12 protein-coding genes are annotated in these 19,058 nt (G+C 33.7%); 9 read left to right on the forward strand and 3 right to left on the reverse strand.

The features are described 5' to 3' along the window. Positions 1–131: 131 nt before the first annotated feature. Both ACNQGJ_RS05075 and ACNQGJ_RS05080 read left to right on the forward strand, forming a co-directional pair. Positions 132–3,236 carry a SusC/RagA family TonB-linked outer membrane protein gene (locus ACNQGJ_RS05075; RefSeq protein WP_417969449.1) on the forward strand — a complete coding sequence of 1,035 codons (3,105 nt, stop codon included), beginning with the start codon at positions 132–134 and terminating at the stop codon, positions 3,234–3,236. Between the two features lie 4 nt (positions 3,237–3,240). Further along, a complete protein-coding gene (locus ACNQGJ_RS05080) occupies positions 3,241–4,791 on the forward strand; it encodes a RagB/SusD family nutrient uptake outer membrane protein (protein ID WP_417969447.1) in 1,551 nt (516 codons plus the stop codon). A 790-nt stretch (positions 4,792–5,581) separates the two neighbouring features. On the opposite strand, the gene ACNQGJ_RS05085 is transcribed toward ACNQGJ_RS05080, so the two are convergent. From ACNQGJ_RS05085 to ACNQGJ_RS05095, 3 genes are all read right to left on the reverse strand, one after another. Further along, positions 5,582–6,049, reverse strand: a complete 468-nt coding sequence (locus tag ACNQGJ_RS05085) for a DDE-type integrase/transposase/recombinase (protein WP_417969445.1) — start codon at positions 6,047–6,049, stop codon at positions 5,582–5,584. Continuing rightward, positions 6,046–6,267, reverse strand: a complete 222-nt coding sequence (locus ACNQGJ_RS05090; protein ID WP_417969443.1) for a hypothetical protein — start codon at positions 6,265–6,267, stop codon at positions 6,046–6,048. Before ACNQGJ_RS05090 ends, ACNQGJ_RS05085 begins: the two co-directional genes overlap by 4 nt. 65 nt (positions 6,268–6,332) lie before the next feature. After that, positions 6,333–6,578 carry a transposase gene (locus ACNQGJ_RS05095; protein WP_417969441.1) on the reverse strand — a complete coding sequence of 82 codons (246 nt, stop codon included), beginning with the start codon at positions 6,576–6,578 and terminating at the stop codon, positions 6,333–6,335. 229 nt (positions 6,579–6,807) lie between these two features. Between ACNQGJ_RS05095 and ACNQGJ_RS05100 the strand changes: the two genes are divergently transcribed. The 7 genes from ACNQGJ_RS05100 (at position 6,808) to ACNQGJ_RS05130 (ending at position 19,009) form a co-directional block, all read left to right on the forward strand. Then, positions 6,808–8,757, forward strand: coding sequence for a S8 family serine peptidase (locus ACNQGJ_RS05100; RefSeq protein WP_417969439.1), 1,950 nt, complete (start codon positions 6,808–6,810; stop codon positions 8,755–8,757). Between the two features lie 196 nt (positions 8,758–8,953). After that, positions 8,954–12,010: a SusC/RagA family TonB-linked outer membrane protein gene (locus ACNQGJ_RS05105; protein ID WP_417969437.1), complete on the forward strand. Its 3,057-nt coding sequence runs from the start codon at positions 8,954–8,956 to the stop codon at positions 12,008–12,010. An 11-nt stretch (positions 12,011–12,021) separates the two neighbouring features. Then, positions 12,022–13,503, forward strand: coding sequence for a RagB/SusD family nutrient uptake outer membrane protein (locus ACNQGJ_RS05110; protein WP_417969435.1), 1,482 nt, complete (start codon positions 12,022–12,024; stop codon positions 13,501–13,503). Between the two features lie 15 nt (positions 13,504–13,518). After that, on the forward strand, positions 13,519–14,286 hold the full coding sequence (locus tag ACNQGJ_RS05115; RefSeq protein WP_417969433.1) for a hypothetical protein: 768 nt from the start codon (positions 13,519–13,521) through the stop codon (positions 14,284–14,286). A gap of 613 nt (positions 14,287–14,899) precedes the next feature. Next, positions 14,900–16,858, forward strand: coding sequence for a putative porin (locus ACNQGJ_RS05120; protein ID WP_417969431.1), 1,959 nt, complete (start codon positions 14,900–14,902; stop codon positions 16,856–16,858). A 207-nt stretch (positions 16,859–17,065) separates the two neighbouring features. Continuing rightward, positions 17,066–18,427: a pyridoxal-phosphate dependent enzyme gene (locus ACNQGJ_RS05125; RefSeq protein WP_417969429.1), complete on the forward strand. Its 1,362-nt coding sequence runs from the start codon at positions 17,066–17,068 to the stop codon at positions 18,425–18,427. A 99-nt stretch (positions 18,428–18,526) separates the two neighbouring features. Beyond that, positions 18,527–19,009, forward strand: coding sequence for a 3'-5' exonuclease (locus ACNQGJ_RS05130; RefSeq protein WP_417969427.1), 483 nt, complete (start codon positions 18,527–18,529; stop codon positions 19,007–19,009). The last annotated feature ends 49 nt before the right edge of the window (positions 19,010–19,058 follow it).

The following is a 19,058-nucleotide window of genomic DNA, read 5'->3' on the forward strand; positions in this document are numbered from 1 at the left end:
AAAATATAAGAGGTAATCTATTTTTTTGAGTAAAAACTTTAACAAATATTAATTCAGTTATTTGTGAAATAAGTTTGTTTCTTTAAGAAATAATTATGATTTTTGTCAACTAACTAATTCAATAAATTAATATGAGATTAAAGTACAAATGGATTATCACGCTATTTTTAGCGTTATCGATGCAGTTTTCGTTTGCTCAGGAAAAAACTGTTACCGGGGTTGTTGTTGATGAAACAGGACCAATACCAGGAGCTAACGTTGTGGTTAAAGGCACAAATCGAAGCACACAAACAGATTTTGAAGGAAAATATGCAATTAAAGCGAGCGCTGGAGAAGTTTTAGTATTCTCATTTATAGGAATGAAAAACATTACTGCAAATGTCGGAACCTCTTCAACTGTTAACATAAAAATGCTACAAGAGGATAACACTTTAGAAGAGGTGATTGTTGTAGGTTATGGTGTTCAGAAAAAGAAAGATCTTACTAGTTCTATTTCCTCAATTAGTGGAGAAGCTATAAAAGGTTTAATCACACCTAGTTTTGAAAGTCAATTGGCAGGAAGAGCTGCAGGTGTTCAAGTTACTACACAGAACGGGATTTTGGGTGTAGCGCCGAGGGTTAGAATTAGAGGTGTAGCTACCATTAATAGTGGTACTCAACCTTTGTATGTAGTGGATGGTTTGCCAATTTACTCTGGAGATATTGGAGGTTCTGCTGACACCAATGGTTTGGCCGATATTAACCCTAACGATATAGAGTCTTTTGAAGTCTTGAAAGATGGTGCTGCGACTGCAATTTATGGTTCTAGAGCTGCAAATGGTGTGATTTTAATTACTACTAAAAGAGGTAAGAAAGGCACGATGAAAGTATCTTACAGTAATGTCACTGGATTTGCCTCAGCAACAAAAACATTTGATTTGCTTAAAACTGCTGACTTTTTAGTAATTAACAACGAAAAAAGAATAAATGCTGGACAAGCAGCTTGGGCAGCTGGTAGTAATTTTGACACTGATTGGCAAAGTGAGGTTTTGAATAAAGGTGCTGTTCAAACAGATCATTCTCTATCTTTTAGTGGGGGTTCTGACAAGACTAGATATTTCATGTCTTTAGGTTATTCCACTCAAGATGGTATTGCGAAGTCGAACAGTTTAGATCGTTATTCTCTTAGGTCAAATCTAGAACATGAAATTTCTTCATGGCTAACAGCTGGTGCTAACATTGGGGTCACTAAAACTAATACGGAAGGATTGAATACAGGAAGGAACTCTATTTCAGGAAATATCTTTAGTGCAATAAGACAGTTGCCAAATACTTCTCCTTTTGATGCAACAAACCCAACAGGTTTTAACCTTAATGCATCTGGAAATATTGGTCAAGGTACAAATCTTACACAAGCCACGGATAATCTGTCTAATATTAGCTATGTGTTAGCAAATAACAAATTTGAATCTGAAGTAACTAGGATTATATCTAGTGCTTTTTTGTCCGCTGATATCCTTAAAGGTTTAAATTATCGTTTCCAAATTGGAGTTGATAACGCTTCAACAAATGGATTTTTATATTGGAATCCATTACATGGTGATGGTCGTGGGACAAATGGACGTTTGAGTAACAATAATAACACTTTAACTCGTTGGAATGTTCAAAATGTTTTGTCATATAATAAAACATTTAGTGACGATCATAACTTATCTTTAACCGCTGTTTACGAGGCTCAAAAAGAAAAGAATGAAAGTTTTTTTGCTACTGGTACAAATATAACTGATCCATTTTTTAATCAAAATGTGGTAACAGGGGCTTTTGGTACACAAGAATCAGGGGGTGGTGTCAACGAAGAAGGTATTATTTCTTATATTGGAAGAGCAAGTTATAATTTTAAAGAAAGATATTTTGTTCAAGGTACTATAAGACGTGATGGACTATCGAAATTTAATTCAGACATTCGTTACCAAAGTTTCCCTGGTGTTTCTGGAGGTTGGAATATTGCGAATGAAAGTTTTATGGAAGATTTTAAAAGTGTCATTTCACAATTCAAAATCAGAGGATCCTACTCTTTAACGGGTAACACAAATGTGGGTAGGAGTAATTATCCTTATTTGAGTACATATTCTCCTTCATTTTATGGTCCAAATAATGGTATCGCATTTACAACTTTTGCAAATAGAAATTTGAAGTGGGAAACTAGTACCAAAATTGATTATGGAATAGATCTAGCTCTATTCAACAACCGTTTAACGTTAAACTTTGATTATTTCAAAAACACTTCTGAAGATGTAGTGCTTCAATTTCCGATAGATCCTTCATTAGGTGTTCCAGGAAATGCAATAGATAGAAATGCTGCAAATGTATTAAATAAAGGGTATGAATTTGGAGTAGATTATAGAGTTATAAACACTAAAGATTTCAAGTGGAATGTCAATGCAAATTTAACTTTGCAGAAAAATAAAGTTTACAATTTGCCAAATAATGGTGCAGATATCATTGGTGGAAGTTCCGGAGATATAAATATTCAACCAAATATCATTATTCGGGAAGGTGAATCATTAAATTCACTTTATGGATTTACATATTGGGGTGTAAATGCTGCAAACGGTAATCCGGTCTATTATAAAGCTGATGGTAGCTTGGTACAAGGAAATATAGCAACAGCTAATTACAAAGTATTTAATCCAGCCGATCCCACAAATGTATCCGTTGCATCGTCTTTAACACAAGCCGATAAAAAGATTCAGGGAAATTCACTTCCTACTTATTTTGGTGGATTTAATTCTAGAATGAGCTACAAGGATTTTGATTTTAGCTTCTTGATTCGTTTCAGTGGTGGAAACAAAGTTTTTAATGGTACTAGGAGAGATTTACTTAATTTAGGTCTAAGTAATAATAGCACAGAAATTCGTGGTAGATGGCAAAGTATAACTAACCCGGGTGATGGTGTAACACCTAGATTAGTTGCAAACCAAAATCCATTTATTAACCAAGCAAGTAATCTAACAACTCGTTTTGTAGAAGATGCAGACTTTATCAGCTTAGATAACATAAGTTTAGGGTATTCATTTCCAAAAATGTTAACCGAAAAAATAAGTGTTGAAGGAGTGAGATTGTCAGCTCAGGTTCAAAATTTATTTTTAATAACGAAATACAAAGGATTAGATCCGGAATTAGAAACTTCTGGGGTTGATTTAAACGGTACACCAAGAGCAAGAATTTTTTCAATTGGTATTAACGTAAATTTATAAAAAGATGAAAAAATACATAAAAATAGTAACTAGTGTAATGCTAGTAATGGGATTGTTTTCTTGTTCAGATGAGAAAATATTGGAACTAACCCCTATAAATGCGGTAGCGTCTGATGTCGCATTCACAACACCTACTTTGATAACGGCTTCAATGAACGGTATGTATAACGCGGCTTCGGTTGGTATTTTTAATAATACAGCAAACAATCCGAATAGTGGTCGAGGTTATATCTGGGGTGCGGCTTTTGTTCAGCAAGGTGATAATAGAGGAGAAGATGTAATTAATTTAGCCGGATTTTATCAGTTAACATATACAGGTACATACGATGCTGGTACGGCAAACAACACCTATTATTTTGTGGATGGTTACCGATTAATTAACAGATGTAATCTAATTATTGAAGGTGTAACTGATGCTGTAAGTAAAAATGTTATTACAGCTCAGCTTGGAAATAGTTATATAGCGGAGGCAAGGTTTTTAAGAGGAATAACACATTTTGAAATGTTAAATTATTTTGCAAGGCCTTACAATTTTACGGCTGGTGCAACTCACCCAGGTTTACCATACAGAGAGGTAGGTGTTGATACTGATGCGGAAGTAGAAAGCGAAAAAGCGCAAGGAAGAAATACAGTTGCGGAGTGTTATACAAAAGTCTTAGCTGATTTGGATTTTGCTGAAACTAATCTTACAGGTACAAATAAATTTCGTGCAACAAAAAATGCTGCTATTGCTTTCAAAACACGAGTGTATTTACAAAAAAGAGATTGGGATAATGTAATAGTTGAAGGTTCAAAATTATCGGCACTTTCTTTAGCTCCAACTCCAGCGGCGGCCTTTACTCTAGGTACTAATGTTGAGACTATTTTTTCAATTCAACACGGCGCTACAGCTGGTCAAAACCCTGGTGTCAATGGTGCTCTTGCGTCAATGTATAAAAATAGAGCTTTAATTTGTATTAGTCCAATCATTTGGAGAGATCCAATTTGGTTAAATGATGACAAAAGAAGAGAAAATGGTGTGATGACAACAATTAATGCCGGTAATGTTTTAACAAACAAATATACTGATATTACAAATTCAACTGATCCAGCTCCAATAATTCGTTTTGCAGAAGTGCTTTTGAATATGGCAGAAGCCAATGCTAGAAAAATTTCGCCAGATGTAACATCTGCTTTAGCACAGTTGAATAGAGTTAGAAATAGATCATTAGCGGTTCCTGCTACTCAAGCTTACACTGCAGCAAATTTTCTTACTGCAACAAATTTGGTTGGTGCAATTCTAAAAGAACGTAGAATTGAATTTATTTGTGAAGGAAGAAGATGGTCAGATATTCACAGATTACAAGGCGATAATTTATTCCCGATAGACGGAATTCCTGCAAAATTAGCAAATGGTAATCCTCCTGCGGGTTCTTTTACATTAGGAACGCCATATACAGGTCCAAGAACAAATGCGGCTATTCCAGGAAGCGATTTTAGATTCTTATGGCCAATTCCATTATTAGTAACAACAACCAATCCAATTTTAGCTGCTCAGCAAAATCCTGGTTGGTAAATTACATTTACAATTTAAATAGAGAAAATCTTCCCAATCACTTTGATTGTGGGAGATTTTTTTTGTAATTAAAGCATTGTTGTTAGTTTAGTTGAATTCGGTTGATTGAGTAAACAAGTTAGTCCTTTCATTAGCTATTATAAAAGAAGTTTAATATGATAACGTTCCAGTCTATGGTATAATTTATTTGTTTATTTTTAGGCGTTCATCTAATTACTTATTGGAATGTCTTAATGTAAATTTTTTTGAGTGTATATCATTCTGTTAATAAGTAGGTTAAATGTGTTTTCCTTGTAAATTGACCTATTAATTCGGCAACTAAACTCGTCTAAATACTTCTAAATATGTGTTGTATGAAGCAAAGGAAAAGTACTTTTCAACTAAGATTTTACTTGATGAATAATAGTATGTAATTCTTTTGTAAATTTTCATTTGTCATTATTGATATGTTTTAAATCAAACTCTTTTTTTAATGGATTATCATTAGTCCATTTGTCCGTTTTTATTGTCGCAGATTTAGAAATATTTTTATTAAATATTTTACGTATTTCTTTACACAAATAATCTTCAGGTTGGTCAAAATATACTCTTTCGATTGCGTCAGTATCATTTGCTTCAACGGCGATTATATTTTTTTTTTTGAATCATTTCTCCTTCCTTGCTTCTGATCTTCTTTACCTCCAAAATAAATTCATCAACAAAAACTTAACCAATCATTGGTTCTGAAGCGCTAGTTGCCATACTGATTCTAACTTTTTTTATAAATTACTTGCCGTAGTTCTACTGATTTTTAATAGTTTGCTACTGTTTTGTCCCAACAATTTCCTTTGCGGCTCATACTACGGTTTATTTTTTTATAGGAATCAAGAACATTTACAAACTTTTTGCTTGCATATTGAACACCTCTGTCGGAATGAAAAATCAAACCTTCCTCAATATTTCGGTTTTTAATCGCCATTTTCCAAGCTCTAAGCGTAGTTTGCTTCGCCTGTTCGCTATCGCTCGGGTCATCTGTACTCATTCCATCGCTCAAACTCCCACCTATAATTTTTCGGTCGTATAAATCCATAATAGTTGTCAGGTATACAAATCCCTCTTTGGTTTGAATATAGGTGATATCAGAAACCCAAGCTTTTGAAGGCATTTTTACAATAAACTCTCTGTTTAATATATTTTCAACGATTAAATAATTATGATTTGAGTTGGTCGTTACTTTGAATTTCTTGCTTAATTTACTTCGTAAGCCTAGCTGTTTCATATATTTTGCTGCACTAATTGCTTCGCCTGTTCGAGCAAAGCTCTCGGGTCTTGAAATTTTATAACCAATCTCCAAAGTTCTAATGTTATTCTAGGACTTCCGTATCTTTGTTTGGATTCAAAATAAATCAATGTTATCTTTTCTTTTATGGCGATTTTTCGTTGCTGTCTTGCAGTGATTGTTTGTTTTTTCCATCGGTAATAACTTCCACTACTCACTTATAGAACTTTGCACATTTTTTCAACCGGGAATACTTGTTCATTGTTTTTAATGAAACTATAAATCATCGACCGCTCTTGGAAAAAATGCCAATTGCTTTTTTTAATATATCTCGCTCTAACTCGGCATCTTTGAGTCTTTTCTCCAATTCGTGAATTTTTTCTTGTTCAGGACTTAATTTTAAATTCCCTTTTCCAGGAAAACTTCCCTCTCCAAACTCCTCGAACTCTTTGCGCCATTTATACAACTGTGGTGCTGTTACTTCCAGCTCTCTGGCCAGTTCTGATACGTTTGTTCTCTCATAACTCAATTGGACGGCTTTTTCTTAGAAAGCTTTGTCGTAGATTTCGCGGACTTATTTCATAGGTTAAAATTAAGATTATTTCTTAACTTTCTGTGATGGCTAAGTTAGCATGTCCAAATCGTTTCTTTAAAAGTAATTTATAGAGTAAAAAATAGCGTCTGAAGCTATTTTTACCATATTTATGTTAATTTTTATTTTAATTTTGGAAACAAAAAAATTCATTTAATTTTAAATCATGAAAAAAAATACTTTTAAAATACTATTGTTGTTTGTATTGATTTTTTCGAATTTTTTGTATTCACAAACTGACAAAGAAAAACGTGTCATTTTAAGTCAGACGAATGTTTCAAATCTTAAAAAACTGAAAACGCAGTTTGGGAAAAATCAAATCAAAAATTACGAGAAAGCAATTGTTCTTGCTAAACAAAACGGATGGCCAGTTACGTTTTCAAGTCCTGATGGAACCTATTCAGAGATAAAAGAAGTTACTGAAAACGGATTTCCATTATATCGTGTTACCAGAAACGAAGGTTCAGCATTTACATCCAGAGCCAATAAATTACGTCCCAATGGTGGATTAGGTTTAAATCTAACAGGCAATGGATTATTTGTTGGAGTCTGGGATCAGGATAATGCTACTATCGCGCATGAGGATTTTGGAGGAAGAGCTTTTGTTTATGATAATAATACCAATCCCACTTCGTATCATTCAAGCCATGTAACAGGAACAATCATTAGTTCTGGGGTAAATTCTACTGGTGGTTTGGGCAGAGGTATAGCTTATCAAGCATACGCTTATATAAGTAATTGGACAAGAGATTTGGAGGAGATGGCTGAACTGGCAACGAATAATGGTTTGTTACTATCTAATCATTCTTATGGACTTCTTGCAACTAACACAAGTTTTCCAGAATATATTTTTGGAGCTTACAGGAGCGACTCGAGAGATTTAGATCAAATAGCTTTTGATGCGCCTTATTATCAACCGGTTATAGCTGCTGGAAATGATAGAAATAAAGTGCCTAACATCAACGCTACAAAAGAAGGGTATGATTTGCTTACCGATTTTAGTACTTCAAAAAATGCAATTGTTGTTGCGGCTGTGGAAGGTTTGGGTGTTAATGGCTATGTTAATACAAGCAGTGTAGTCATGTCTAATTTTAGTAGTTGGGGACCAACAGATGATAATAGAATAAAACCAGATATTTCTACAAAAGGTGTTAATGTGTTTTCAACAACCAATGCAGCCGGTAATAAAGGATATGGGACGATATCTGGAACTTCAATGGCTGCTCCCGGAGTTACAGGGACTTTACTGTTATTGCAAGAGCATTTTAGAAATATCAAAGGTGATTTTATGCGATCTGCTACATTAAGGGGGTTAATGATTCACAGTGCTGATGAAGCAGGTGATTCAGATGGACCAGATCCAAGATTTGGTTGGGGCTTGCTAAATGCTGAAAAAGCTGCTCTATTAATTTCTGATGCATTTCAGATGAATAACAAAGTTTTAATTCAGGAATTTGATTCTAGAACATCTCCTTTAGTACAGGGCTCTGTTTTTACTAAAGTCATTAAAGCTAAAGGGACTGAGCCAGTGGTGGCAACTATTTCTTGGACAGATCGTTCAGGTATTGTTAATACTGGTACTGTTGACTTAACAACTCCTGTTTTGGTAAATGATTTGGATATTAGAATTACAAAAGGTTCTGAAGTTTTTTTTCCATGGAGATTAAATGGTGTAAGGAGTCAGCCAGCTATTAAAGCGGATAACAGTGTTGATAATGTTGAAAAAATTGAAATTAACAATCCTACTAATGATTTTTATACAATAACAGTTAACCATAAAGGGAGCTTGGTGGGAAATAGCCAAGATTTTTCTTTAATAGTTTCAGGTGTAGATGAAAATACATTATCAAATTATGAATCCGATTTTGAATCATCGAATGTATGGCCAAATCCAATGAATGATGTTGTTAACATATCTGTTAAGTCTGATCTTTCTGACGAAATGTATTTAGAGGTGTATGATGTTTCGGGAATTAGACAACTTTATAAAAAAATTGATCATTTAAATACTAATTTTGTAAATGCAATAACTGTAAGCTCCTTGAAAAAAGGGCTTTACATTTTTAAAATTAAGCAAGGTAAAAAGCAATCAATTTGGAAAATATTAAAAAATTAAACCTTAGAAAACTAAATTTTTTTATTTTTATTGATTTTTCCATTCTAAAATCGGAATAACCATTTACTGTGTCAAAAGTTTTGTTTTTAACAAAATATCTTTTTTATCTAAATATTAAGAATATTAACTATTAAATATTTGTTAATTAGGAATTAATTAATAGTTTTGCTTTTTAACTAACTCAAAAAAAATATTTATGAAATCAAAGTTTACTTGGATTCTTACGTTATGTTTAGCGTTTTTTATTCAGTTTTCCTTTGCGCAAGAGAAAACTGTTTCGGGGACTGTTACTTCCAAAGCTGATCAGATGACTATGCCTGGGGTAAATGTTGTTGTACAAGGTACAAGCCGTGGAGTGCAAACCGATTTTAATGGTGAATTTGCCATTAAAGCCTCCGTTGGAGAAAGATTAGTAATTTCTATTGTAGGGTCAAAAACTGTTACGGTTGTAGTAGGAGCCCAAAACAGAATTAATGTTCAGCTTGAAGATGATACTACTGTATTGGAAAATGTTATAGTTGAAGGTTACAACGTAACAAAAACAAAAGCAAAGTCTAACGTTGCCTCGGTAACTGTTAGTTCTAAAACTATTGAGGGGAGACCTAATGCCTCTTTTATTCAAACTTTACAGGCGCAAGTTTCTGGTTTGAATATTACATCAGGAACAGGACAGCCAGGTGGAAATAGCCAAATTATTATTAGAGGTACAGGTTCTATCAACGGTAAAGTTGAGCCATTATTCGTTATTGATGGTATTCCTTTGAATTCTGATAACTTTAGAAGTATCAATCCAGATGATATTGAATCAGTTTCAGTTCTTAAAGATGCTGGTGCAACTTCTATTTATGGTAATAGAGGTGCAAATGGTGTAATTATTGTTAAAACCAAAAAAGGTAACTATGATTCAGCGCTTAGCGTTAAATATTCATCAACTACAGGTTTTTCAACTTTACAAAAAACAGAGTATAACCTGATGAATTCTCAGCAATTACTAGCTACCGAGAGAACGTTTGGTAGAGGTAGAGGTTTTACTAATGGTCCAAACGGTGGCCCAATGACAGATGCTCAAATAGCGGGTGCTATAAACACAAACTGGAATGATTATTTCTTTAGAACCGGGGTTACTCAAAATCAAGTGGTTAGTTTGTCTGCTGGTGGAAAAAATATGACTTCATTTACATCTCTTGGGTATTTTGACCAACAAGGTATCTTGAAAGGGTCTGATTTGAAAAGATTTAGTTTCAGAAGTAATATAAGTGGTAAATCTAACAATGAAAAATTAACTTATTCTACTACTACATCTATCAATTTTTCTAGAAGAAATGAAGCTAACGCTATTGGTACTGGCGGAGTAAATCAAAATTATGTACTTGGAGCTAATAATAGTGCTCCATATATTTCACCGAAAGATTACAGCACTAGTCAGCAATTATTGTTAGATTATCAAGCACAAGGAGGAACGTTATTATTGACTCCATTATTTTTGGTTGATAAATTAAAAACTTTTGAAAACCGAATAGATGAATTAAAAGGGTTAATTAATCTTGAAGGGGGTTATAAAATCACTAAAGATTTAAGTCTTGGTACATCTATAGCATTAGACTATACACAACAAAATTTATATACTTGGCAAAGTCCAACGGCTTTTAATTCACTCCTTTTTGCTGCAGCTGCAACTGCACCTGAATTTGAAGATCAATTGTTTGAAAGAGATGCAGCTATAACTTCAAATACTCGTTTGATTTATAATCGTACTTTTAATGAAAAGCACACTGTAAATGCAGGGGCGTATGTTGAATACATCAAAGCACACAGAAATGGTTTTAGTTTTAGACAAAGAGGTTTAAATCCTAAAACTACCTCTCCAGGTGCTGGTACAGGATACATTCTAGATGGCCCAACCAACGATAGATTTGTGCCAGCTGTAGGTGCTTTTAAACAAGAAACAGGTTTGTTCTCTTATTTTGGCACTGCTGATTATGATTATGACAGCAAATATGGTTTTGGAGCTACTGTTCGTAGAGATGCTTCTTCTAGATTTGCAGGAGATAACAAATGGGGTACTTTTTACTCATTAAGTGGCCGTTGGAATATAGACAAAGAAGCTTTCATGCAAGGTTCTGTAATTAATATTCTTAAACTAAGAGGGTCTTATGGAACATCAGGAAATCAAGACGTTTTAAATGGAACATACTTAGCTTTAAATAATACTAGAGAGTTATATACTACTGGTGTTGGTTATAATGGAACTCAGTCTTTTATACTTTCTCAGTTGGCTGTGCCAGATTTACGTTGGGAAACAACTGCCCAAGCAAATGTAGGTCTTGACTTTGAAGTCTTTAAAGGTAGATTGAGTGGTTCGTTTGATGTTTATAGAAAGAAAACGACAGATTTGTTCATTCCAGTACCTTTATCAGCGGTTAATGCTACAGGTAGTATAAATGCGAATTTTGGAGCATTAGAAAATAAAGGAGTGGAAGCGACTTTGAATTACGACTTAATTAAAAGTGCCAGTGGTTTTAACCTAACTTTAAACTTTAATGGTTCTTACAATAAAAATACGATTCTTGATATTGCAGGTACAACAGGACTAATTGATAATGGATTTACCGTTATAAAAGAAGGAGTTACTATTGATGAATTTTTTCTTACAAGATATCAAGGAGTTAATCCAGCTAATGGTAATTTACTTTTCCTAAATGCTGCTGGAGAAATCACAGAAAATCCTAATCCTACAATTGATAGAGTTCTTACTGGTAAGTCTAGAATTCCTTTGTATCAAGGAGGATTTGGTTTTGATTCAAGCTATAAAGGTTTTTTCGTAACAACTAATTTTTCTTATGCTGCTGAAGTGTACAGAATTGATTTTGATTTACAAGGATTACAGAATCCTACAAACAATGTAGGAGTATTTAATGTTTCTGCTGACTTATTAAATGCTTGGACGGTTGATAATAGAGTTACTGACATTCCTGCTTTGAGAGCTGCTAATTATGCTGCGCAAAATAATTCAGATCGTTATTTAGTTGATGCTTCTTATGTTAGATTAAGATTTGCTTCCTTTGGATATGATGTTCCTAAAAAATTACTTGACAAAACACCTTTCAAAACTGTGAAAGCTTTTGTTCAGGGAGAAAACTTAGTTACATTCTCTAAGTGGAGAGGATGGGATGCTGAAAGCCCACGTACTGCTGACCAATACCAATACCCTACCCCGAAAATCTTTTCGGTAGGATTACAATTAGAATTTTAATATAAAAAGATATGAAAAAAATTAATTTTATTTTATTAGCATTGATCGTGTCATTTTTCTCTTCATGTGAAGATGCGATTGATATTATTCAGCCTGGTGAATTAGGTCCAGATGTTACTTTTCAGACCGTAGATGATTTGCAATTGGGTCTTAATGGGGTGTATGCTGCTGTTGCTGGTGAGAACCCTATAGCTTTTAGCACTGTTTTTACAGATGAAGTTGCTATTGGTTTTGCCAATGGAGGTCAAGGATTGAATGGTGGTGAATATGTTTTTAATCTAACAGCGGCCTCAGGTGATCCTGCGGCAATATGGTATTCTAACTATTCTTTAATAAATAGAGCGAATAGAGTTATCGCTGGAGCTGCGCTTGTTACTCCAACTGCTGCTAATGAAGCCGCATACAAAAACATATTGGCACAAGCACACATATTAAGAGCTTGGGGGCATTTTGTATTGTTAAGCCATTTCACAACAAATATCGCTGATGACAGCGCCCTTGGTGTTATTAAACTGGATTTTGTCCCGCTTGTAACTGACCAATTGCCAAGAAATACGAATGGTGAAGTTTTTGCATTAATCAATGAAGACTTGAATTTTGTTTCTTCATTATCTACAAATGCTGCTAATACTTCTCGTACTTTTGTTTCAACTGATTTTGTGAAAGCTTTCAGAGCGAGAATGGCTGCATACAGAGGTAAGTATGCTGAAGTAACTGCTTTGGCAGATCAATTAATAGCTGCTTATCCTTTGACTCCGAGATCAGCTACTCTTGCGACAGAAGCTACATCGCTATATTTAAATATTTGGACTGATGTAGCTATACCTACAGCTACTCAGAATGAAGTTATTTTTAAACTAGAGCGTGTTCCTGGAAATAGATTGATAAATGCAATATGGGCATCTGTTAATAGTACTGTAAATGGTTCTCCTTTTTATGAAATGAGTACTAGTTTATACAATTTACTTAATAATCCAAATGATATCAGAAGACGTGCTTTTTTAAGCCCTTCTTCAGATCCTGCTGGAAATAGAATAGTTATTGGTAAATATCCTGGTTCAGGTGGAATTGTTCAATTGAATGATATTAAGATTTTTAGAACTTCAGAAATGTATTTCTTAAAAGCGGAAGCTCTTGCTGATGCTGGAAATTTTGCAGGTGTTGCAGTTCAATTGCAAGCGGTTACTAATGCTAGATTTGTTGCGGGAACTGCTCCAGTTATTGCTACTCCAACTACCGCACAAGCAGCATTTGCGGAAATCTTGAAACAACGTAGAATAGAGTTGAGTTTTGAAGGACACAGATACTTAGATTTAAAACGTTTGGGTGTTAGAGCGGGTGTTTCTATTGATAGACATCCAGCGGACTGTAGTATTTATAATGCTTGTACTATACCAAATACTGATTATAGATTTACATTGCCTATTCCTGTTGGTGAACTTAGTGCTAATACAGGTATTAAAGATCAACAAAACCCTGGTTATACTAACTAATTTAACTATAGTAATATGAAAAAATATTTATTAAAAATAACTGTAATTGCCCTTTTTATAGGGGTTATTGCAGGTTGTGAAAGCGAGAGTGTAGTATTTGATAATGTAAATGGCCAAGAAGGTGTTCAATTTACTACAAGAAGTTATAACATTACTGTTCCTGCTGAGGGAACAAAAGTAACTATACCAGTAAGCGTTACAACTATTTCTGATGTCGCTAGAACATTTCAAGCGGTAGCAGATGAAAAGTCTACTGGCGCAGCCGCTTCTTATGCAATAGGTGTAGCAAATATTCCTGCGGGATCTTATGCGGGAACTTTAGATGTTACTTTAAATACTAATTCTTTGCAAGATGGTATTGCATATGCACTGCTTGTAAAGTTAGTAGCGCCAGCTGGTGGCTCGGCTTTTAACAATGTTGCTACAATAAATTATAATAAAAAAGTTGTATGTAATAATGTGGTTCTAACTGTAACTACTGATCAATATGCAGAAGAAACTTCTTGGAAAATTAGAAATGCTGCTGGAGTAGTAGTTGCGTCAATACCTCCTGGAACCTATGGACCTGCTGGATCTGTTGCTAGTAGAGGAAAAGTTTATACGCATAATATTAATTTACCTAACGGGAAGTATACTCTCATCATGGAAGATGTTTATTGTGATGGACAAACTGATGGTGTTTATGAGGGTAGTTATAAATTAGACTGTTCAATTATTAAGCACGCGTCTGGTAGTGGAGCTTTTGGATGTACTGAAGTAACTAATTTTGAAATAAACCCGTAAAGAGTTTTTTCTATAAGTAAAAAGAGTGTTTTGTGGCTAACAAAACACTCTTTTTTTTTGTGAATAATTAGGTTGTATTTTAGTTTATCACTATTGACCGCTGATAAAGAAATAGCTTTATTTTGCAAAAACAAGTATGTAAAGTGCAATATGTACCAACTCTAATTCTCTTTAATTCAGTTTCACTAGTAGCAGATTGAATTTAGAATATCAATTCATAAGATTACATATAGGTTGTTTATGTTTAAATAGTTATTTGTCAGATAGATTATAAAAATTAAATTCTGAAACAGGATGAGTGCAGAACAAAGTTCTTAGATACCTATGAGAATGGTTTTAAAAAATAGATTATTGAAATAATAATTTATGATTGACAATAGTCCCTTATATAATATAAGCTGTTTAATAATAAAAAAAAACAGTAATCAACTACATTCTTCTTATTGGAAATAAACTTTTATTTTTATTTAGTCTTGTGCATGTTTAATAGTAAAGCATATTGAAGTTAATTTGATTATTTGATTTGTTATTTCTTTTTTTAATCATAACTCTTAATAATATACCTTTGCTTGATTAAAATTGTTTTTAAAATCGACTAATTAGATCCTGTCAAATGAGAATATTATTTTTGTTTTGTTTTATAGCATTCCCGATTCTATTATTTTCTCAAAAAAAAGAGATTGGAAATTTGAGGAATGATAGTAAATACAACAGTTCTGATTCTATTACAAAGAAAACCGAAAAAATTGCCACCATTGATATGTATCGTTTTATTTCAATCGATAACGATACAACGTACATTGATACATCTTTAACCATTCAAAAAGAATACAGTCACAATTATTTGCGAAAAGATATTTTCGGGCTTTTGCCTTTTGCAAATGACGGACAAACTTACAATACGTTGCAATATAGTTTGACTGATTTTTCGCCTTATCCAGAATTTGGTTTTAAAGCAAAACATTTCAATTTTTTAGAGGCCAACCAAATAAGATATAGTTCTGTAGCTACCCCTGTTACGGAGTTATACTTTAAAACAACTGTAAGAAAAGGGCAGTCTGTAGATGCCTTTATAACCTTGAATATAGCTGAAAATCTTAATTTTTCTATGGCATACAAAGGCTTACGGTCAGAAGGCGAATATATCAACCAGTTATCCAGCACAGGCAATTTTAGGTTTACCACCAGTTATAATAGCAAAAATAGGCGGTATTTTGCCAAAGCCCATTACACGTTTCAAGATATTCTAAATGAAGAAAATGGAGGAATAACCACGATCGATGATTTCGAAAGTGAAGATCCAAACTATAATAATCGACAAAGATTTGAAGTTTACTTTTCTGATGCGAAATCATTTCTAAAAGGAAAAAGAATATTCGTAGATCATAATTTTCGAATAAATGCAAAAAAAGGTGCTAATAACTTGTATGTAACGCACCAGTTTAATTATGAAAATAAATTTTTTGAATACAATCAAGCTACTGTTCCGTCAACAGTAGGAGGCGCAGTTGTATATCGATTTGGGGAGTCTTTCAAAAATAGTGGTATAAATGACCAAACCCGATACAACAAAATGTATAATAGAGTAGGGCTGGTCTATGAGAATACGACTTTAGGTAAATTCCTGTTTTTCGCAGATGATTTTAGAACGAACTATTATTACGATCAGATTTTGATTTTTGACAATCAAAAGTTGATTCCAAATTCCTTTAGCCAGGAAATTAATAGTGTTGGTGGTCAGTATGAATACCGAAAAAAGAAATGGAATGGTAAATTTTTATACTCAAGATCGGTTACGGCGCAGTCTTTGTCAAATCTAGATGCTAAATTAGAATACGTACATAATGATGCAACACAATTCTCATTTCAGTATCAAAATATAAATAAATTGCCTAACAGTAATTACAATCTGCATCAAAGTAGTTACGTTCAGTACAACTGGTCAAATGATTTTAAAAACGAAAAAATAAATTCAATCAGTGCTAATGCAAGTACTCCGTGGGTAAATGCAGAAATGCAATTTTCAGTTTTAAAAGATCATTTGTATTTTAATGATGTGTCTAGTTTAGCACAAATAGCAGCTAAAACACAAATCGTGGCTCCCTCGCAATATGAAGGGACAATAAATTACGTATCGGTAAAAGTAAGTAGAGAATTGAAATTTGGAAATTTTGCTTTAGATAACACTATATTATATCAAAAAGTAGTGCAGCAGGAGGCCATTTTAAACGTTCCTGAAATTGTAACAAGAAATACGTTTTATTACTCTAATTATTTATTTAAACGCGCTTTGTTTTTGCAAACAGGAATAGTCCTGAACTATTTCACTAGCTATTATGGAAGCGATTACAATCCGGTTATTGGTGAGTTTTTTGTGCAAAATGACAAGCAATTTGGAAATCATCCAAACTTTGATTTTTTTATAAACGCAAAAATTCAAAGAACTCGGATATATTTCAAAGCAGAGCATTTCAACTCTTCTCTTACAGGTAATAATTTTTATTCCTCACCTAACAATCCATCGCGTGATTTCACGATTCGATTCGGATTAATTTGGAACTTCTTTAATTAAATTGAGCCAAATAGTGTTGCCTTTTTAATGCTCTTTTTTGGGCGTTTGCCGTGCTATTCGCTATATCTTTCCTCGCTTAAAGGAAGCAAGGAAAGGATGCCGCTACTATCACTAACGCAAATTTTCGCAAATCAGAATATTTTTGTAACAAAATACTATCTTTGTACTGCTATTTACAACAAATCAAAATCTTAAATTCATAACAAAATGCGCTACGCAGAAAATATATTAGGAACAATAGGAAATACACCATTAGTAAAACTGAATAAAGTAACTGCGGAAGTAGACGCTTTAGTTCTTGCTAAGGTGGAAACTTTCAATCCGGGAAATTCAGTAAAGGATAGAATGGCTGTTAAAATGATTGAAGATGCCGAAGCAGACGGTAGATTAAAACCAGGAGGCACCATTATAGAAGGAACTTCCGGGAATACAGGTATGGGATTGGCATTAGTTGCTATAGTAAAAGGATATAAGCTCGTTTGTGTGATTTCAGATAAACAGTCCAAAGAAAAGATGGATATTCTTCGTGCAGTCGGCGCCAAAGTAATCGTTTGTCCTACGGATGTTGAACCAACAGATCCGCGTTCGTATTATTCTGTATCTAGACGATTAGCAGAAGAAACGCCTAATTCCTGGTATGTGAATCAATACGATAATCCTTCGAATACGATAGCGCATTACGAGCAAACGGGACCAGAAATTTGGGAGCAAACGGGTGGTAAAATTACTCATTTTGTGGTTGGAGTAGGAACTGGCGGAACGATTTCGGGTGTGGCTAAATATTTGAAAGAGAAAAATCCAAATATTAAAATTTGGGGAATTGATACGTATGGTTCTGTATTTAAAAAGTACCATGAAACGGGAATTTTTGATGAAAACGAAATCTATTCGTACATAACAGAAGGAATTGGAGAAGATATTCTTCCTAAAAATGTAGATTTCTCGTTGATCGATGGATTTACAAAAGTAACGGATAAAGATGCAGCAGTTTATACCCGTAAAATTGCACTCGAAGAAGGCATATTTGTAGGTAATTCAGCTGGAGCAGCGATAAAAGGATTGTTACAACTAAAAGAACATTTTAAACCGGAAGATGTGGTTGTGGTTCTTTTTCATGATTCAGGAAGCCGCTATGTAGGTAAAATGTTCAACGATGACTGGATGCGTGAACGTGGTTTTCTCGATGAAGAAATTACAAAAGCCGAAGATGTTATCAAAGATCATATTGATAAACCATTAATCGTCGTTCGCACGGAAGAACTCGTTTCACATGCAATAGAAAGAATGCGTAAATACAAAATTTCTCAAATTCCGGTGATGGATGTAACAGGTTTTGTAGGTTCTGTTGATGAAAGTGATTTGTTTCAAAGCTATGTTGCCGATAAAAATGTTGCTGACAAGCCTATAAAAGAAGTTATGGGGAAACCATTTCCAATAGTAAAATTTGGAACTCCTATTGAAGAAGTATCTCGATTATTTACAAAAGAAAATGCAGCTGTTTTGATCGAATTAGAGAATGGAAATCACCATATTATTACCAAATATGATATTATTGGATCGATAAAGTAAAAATTTATTATCCAAAATATTAAAATTATAACAGCCATGAATTTGACGACTTTATTTCGTTAAATTTGTGGCTTTTTAGATTTATAACACACTTATAATATGAACTTCACTGCCATAGATTTTGAAACAGCAACGGCATTCCATCCGTGTTCAGTAGGAATTGTTACCGTAGAAAACGGAATAATTGTAGATGAGTTTGTTAGTTTAATTAAACCGCCAAATAATTTATATTCTCCCTTTACAATTCAAGTTCATGGGATATATCCGCGAGATACGGTGAATGCAAAATCATTCGCACAAGTGTATCCTGAAATACAAAAACGCCTTAAAAACAGAGTAGTCGTGGCTCATAACGAAAGCTTTGACAGAAATGTTTTGGCAAAGTCAATGGCGCTTTATGGTTTAGATTATGCTGATTTGAATATTGCATCACGTTGGGAATGCACGGTAAAAATATATAAAGCCAAAGGATTAAAGCCAACTAAGTTAAGTGATTGTTGCCGAGAAATGCACATAGCTTTAAATCATCACGAAGCATTATCCGATGCTCGAGCCTGTGCCAAATTATATATGTTGAGATAAATTTCTTTCATTTTAGTTTTTTTTCCTTATTTTAGATGGCTGTTATCTC

Source organism: Flavobacterium cryophilum (genome assembly GCF_048286555.1).
GTDB lineage: Bacteria > Bacteroidota > Bacteroidia > Flavobacteriales > Flavobacteriaceae > Flavobacterium.

Coding starts and splice junctions, on each gene's coding strand:
- ACNQGJ_RS05075 (WP_417969449.1), top strand. CDS start 132: ATGAGATTAAAGTACAAATGGATTATCACGCTATTTTTAGCGTTATCG.
- ACNQGJ_RS05080 (WP_417969447.1), top strand. CDS start 3,241: ATGAAAAAATACATAAAAATAGTAACTAGTGTAATGCTAGTAATGGGA.
- ACNQGJ_RS05085 (WP_417969445.1), bottom strand. CDS start 6,049: ATGAAACAGCTAGGCTTACGAAGTAAATTAAGCAAGAAATTCAAAGTA.
- ACNQGJ_RS05100 (WP_417969439.1), top strand. CDS start 6,808: ATGAAAAAAAATACTTTTAAAATACTATTGTTGTTTGTATTGATTTTT.
- ACNQGJ_RS05105 (WP_417969437.1), top strand. CDS start 8,954: ATGAAATCAAAGTTTACTTGGATTCTTACGTTATGTTTAGCGTTTTTT.
- ACNQGJ_RS05110 (WP_417969435.1), top strand. CDS start 12,022: ATGAAAAAAATTAATTTTATTTTATTAGCATTGATCGTGTCATTTTTC.
- ACNQGJ_RS05115 (WP_417969433.1), top strand. CDS start 13,519: ATGAAAAAATATTTATTAAAAATAACTGTAATTGCCCTTTTTATAGGG.
- ACNQGJ_RS05120 (WP_417969431.1), top strand. CDS start 14,900: ATGAGAATATTATTTTTGTTTTGTTTTATAGCATTCCCGATTCTATTA.
- ACNQGJ_RS05125 (WP_417969429.1), top strand. CDS start 17,066: ATGCGCTACGCAGAAAATATATTAGGAACAATAGGAAATACACCATTA.
- ACNQGJ_RS05130 (WP_417969427.1), top strand. CDS start 18,527: ATGAACTTCACTGCCATAGATTTTGAAACAGCAACGGCATTCCATCCG.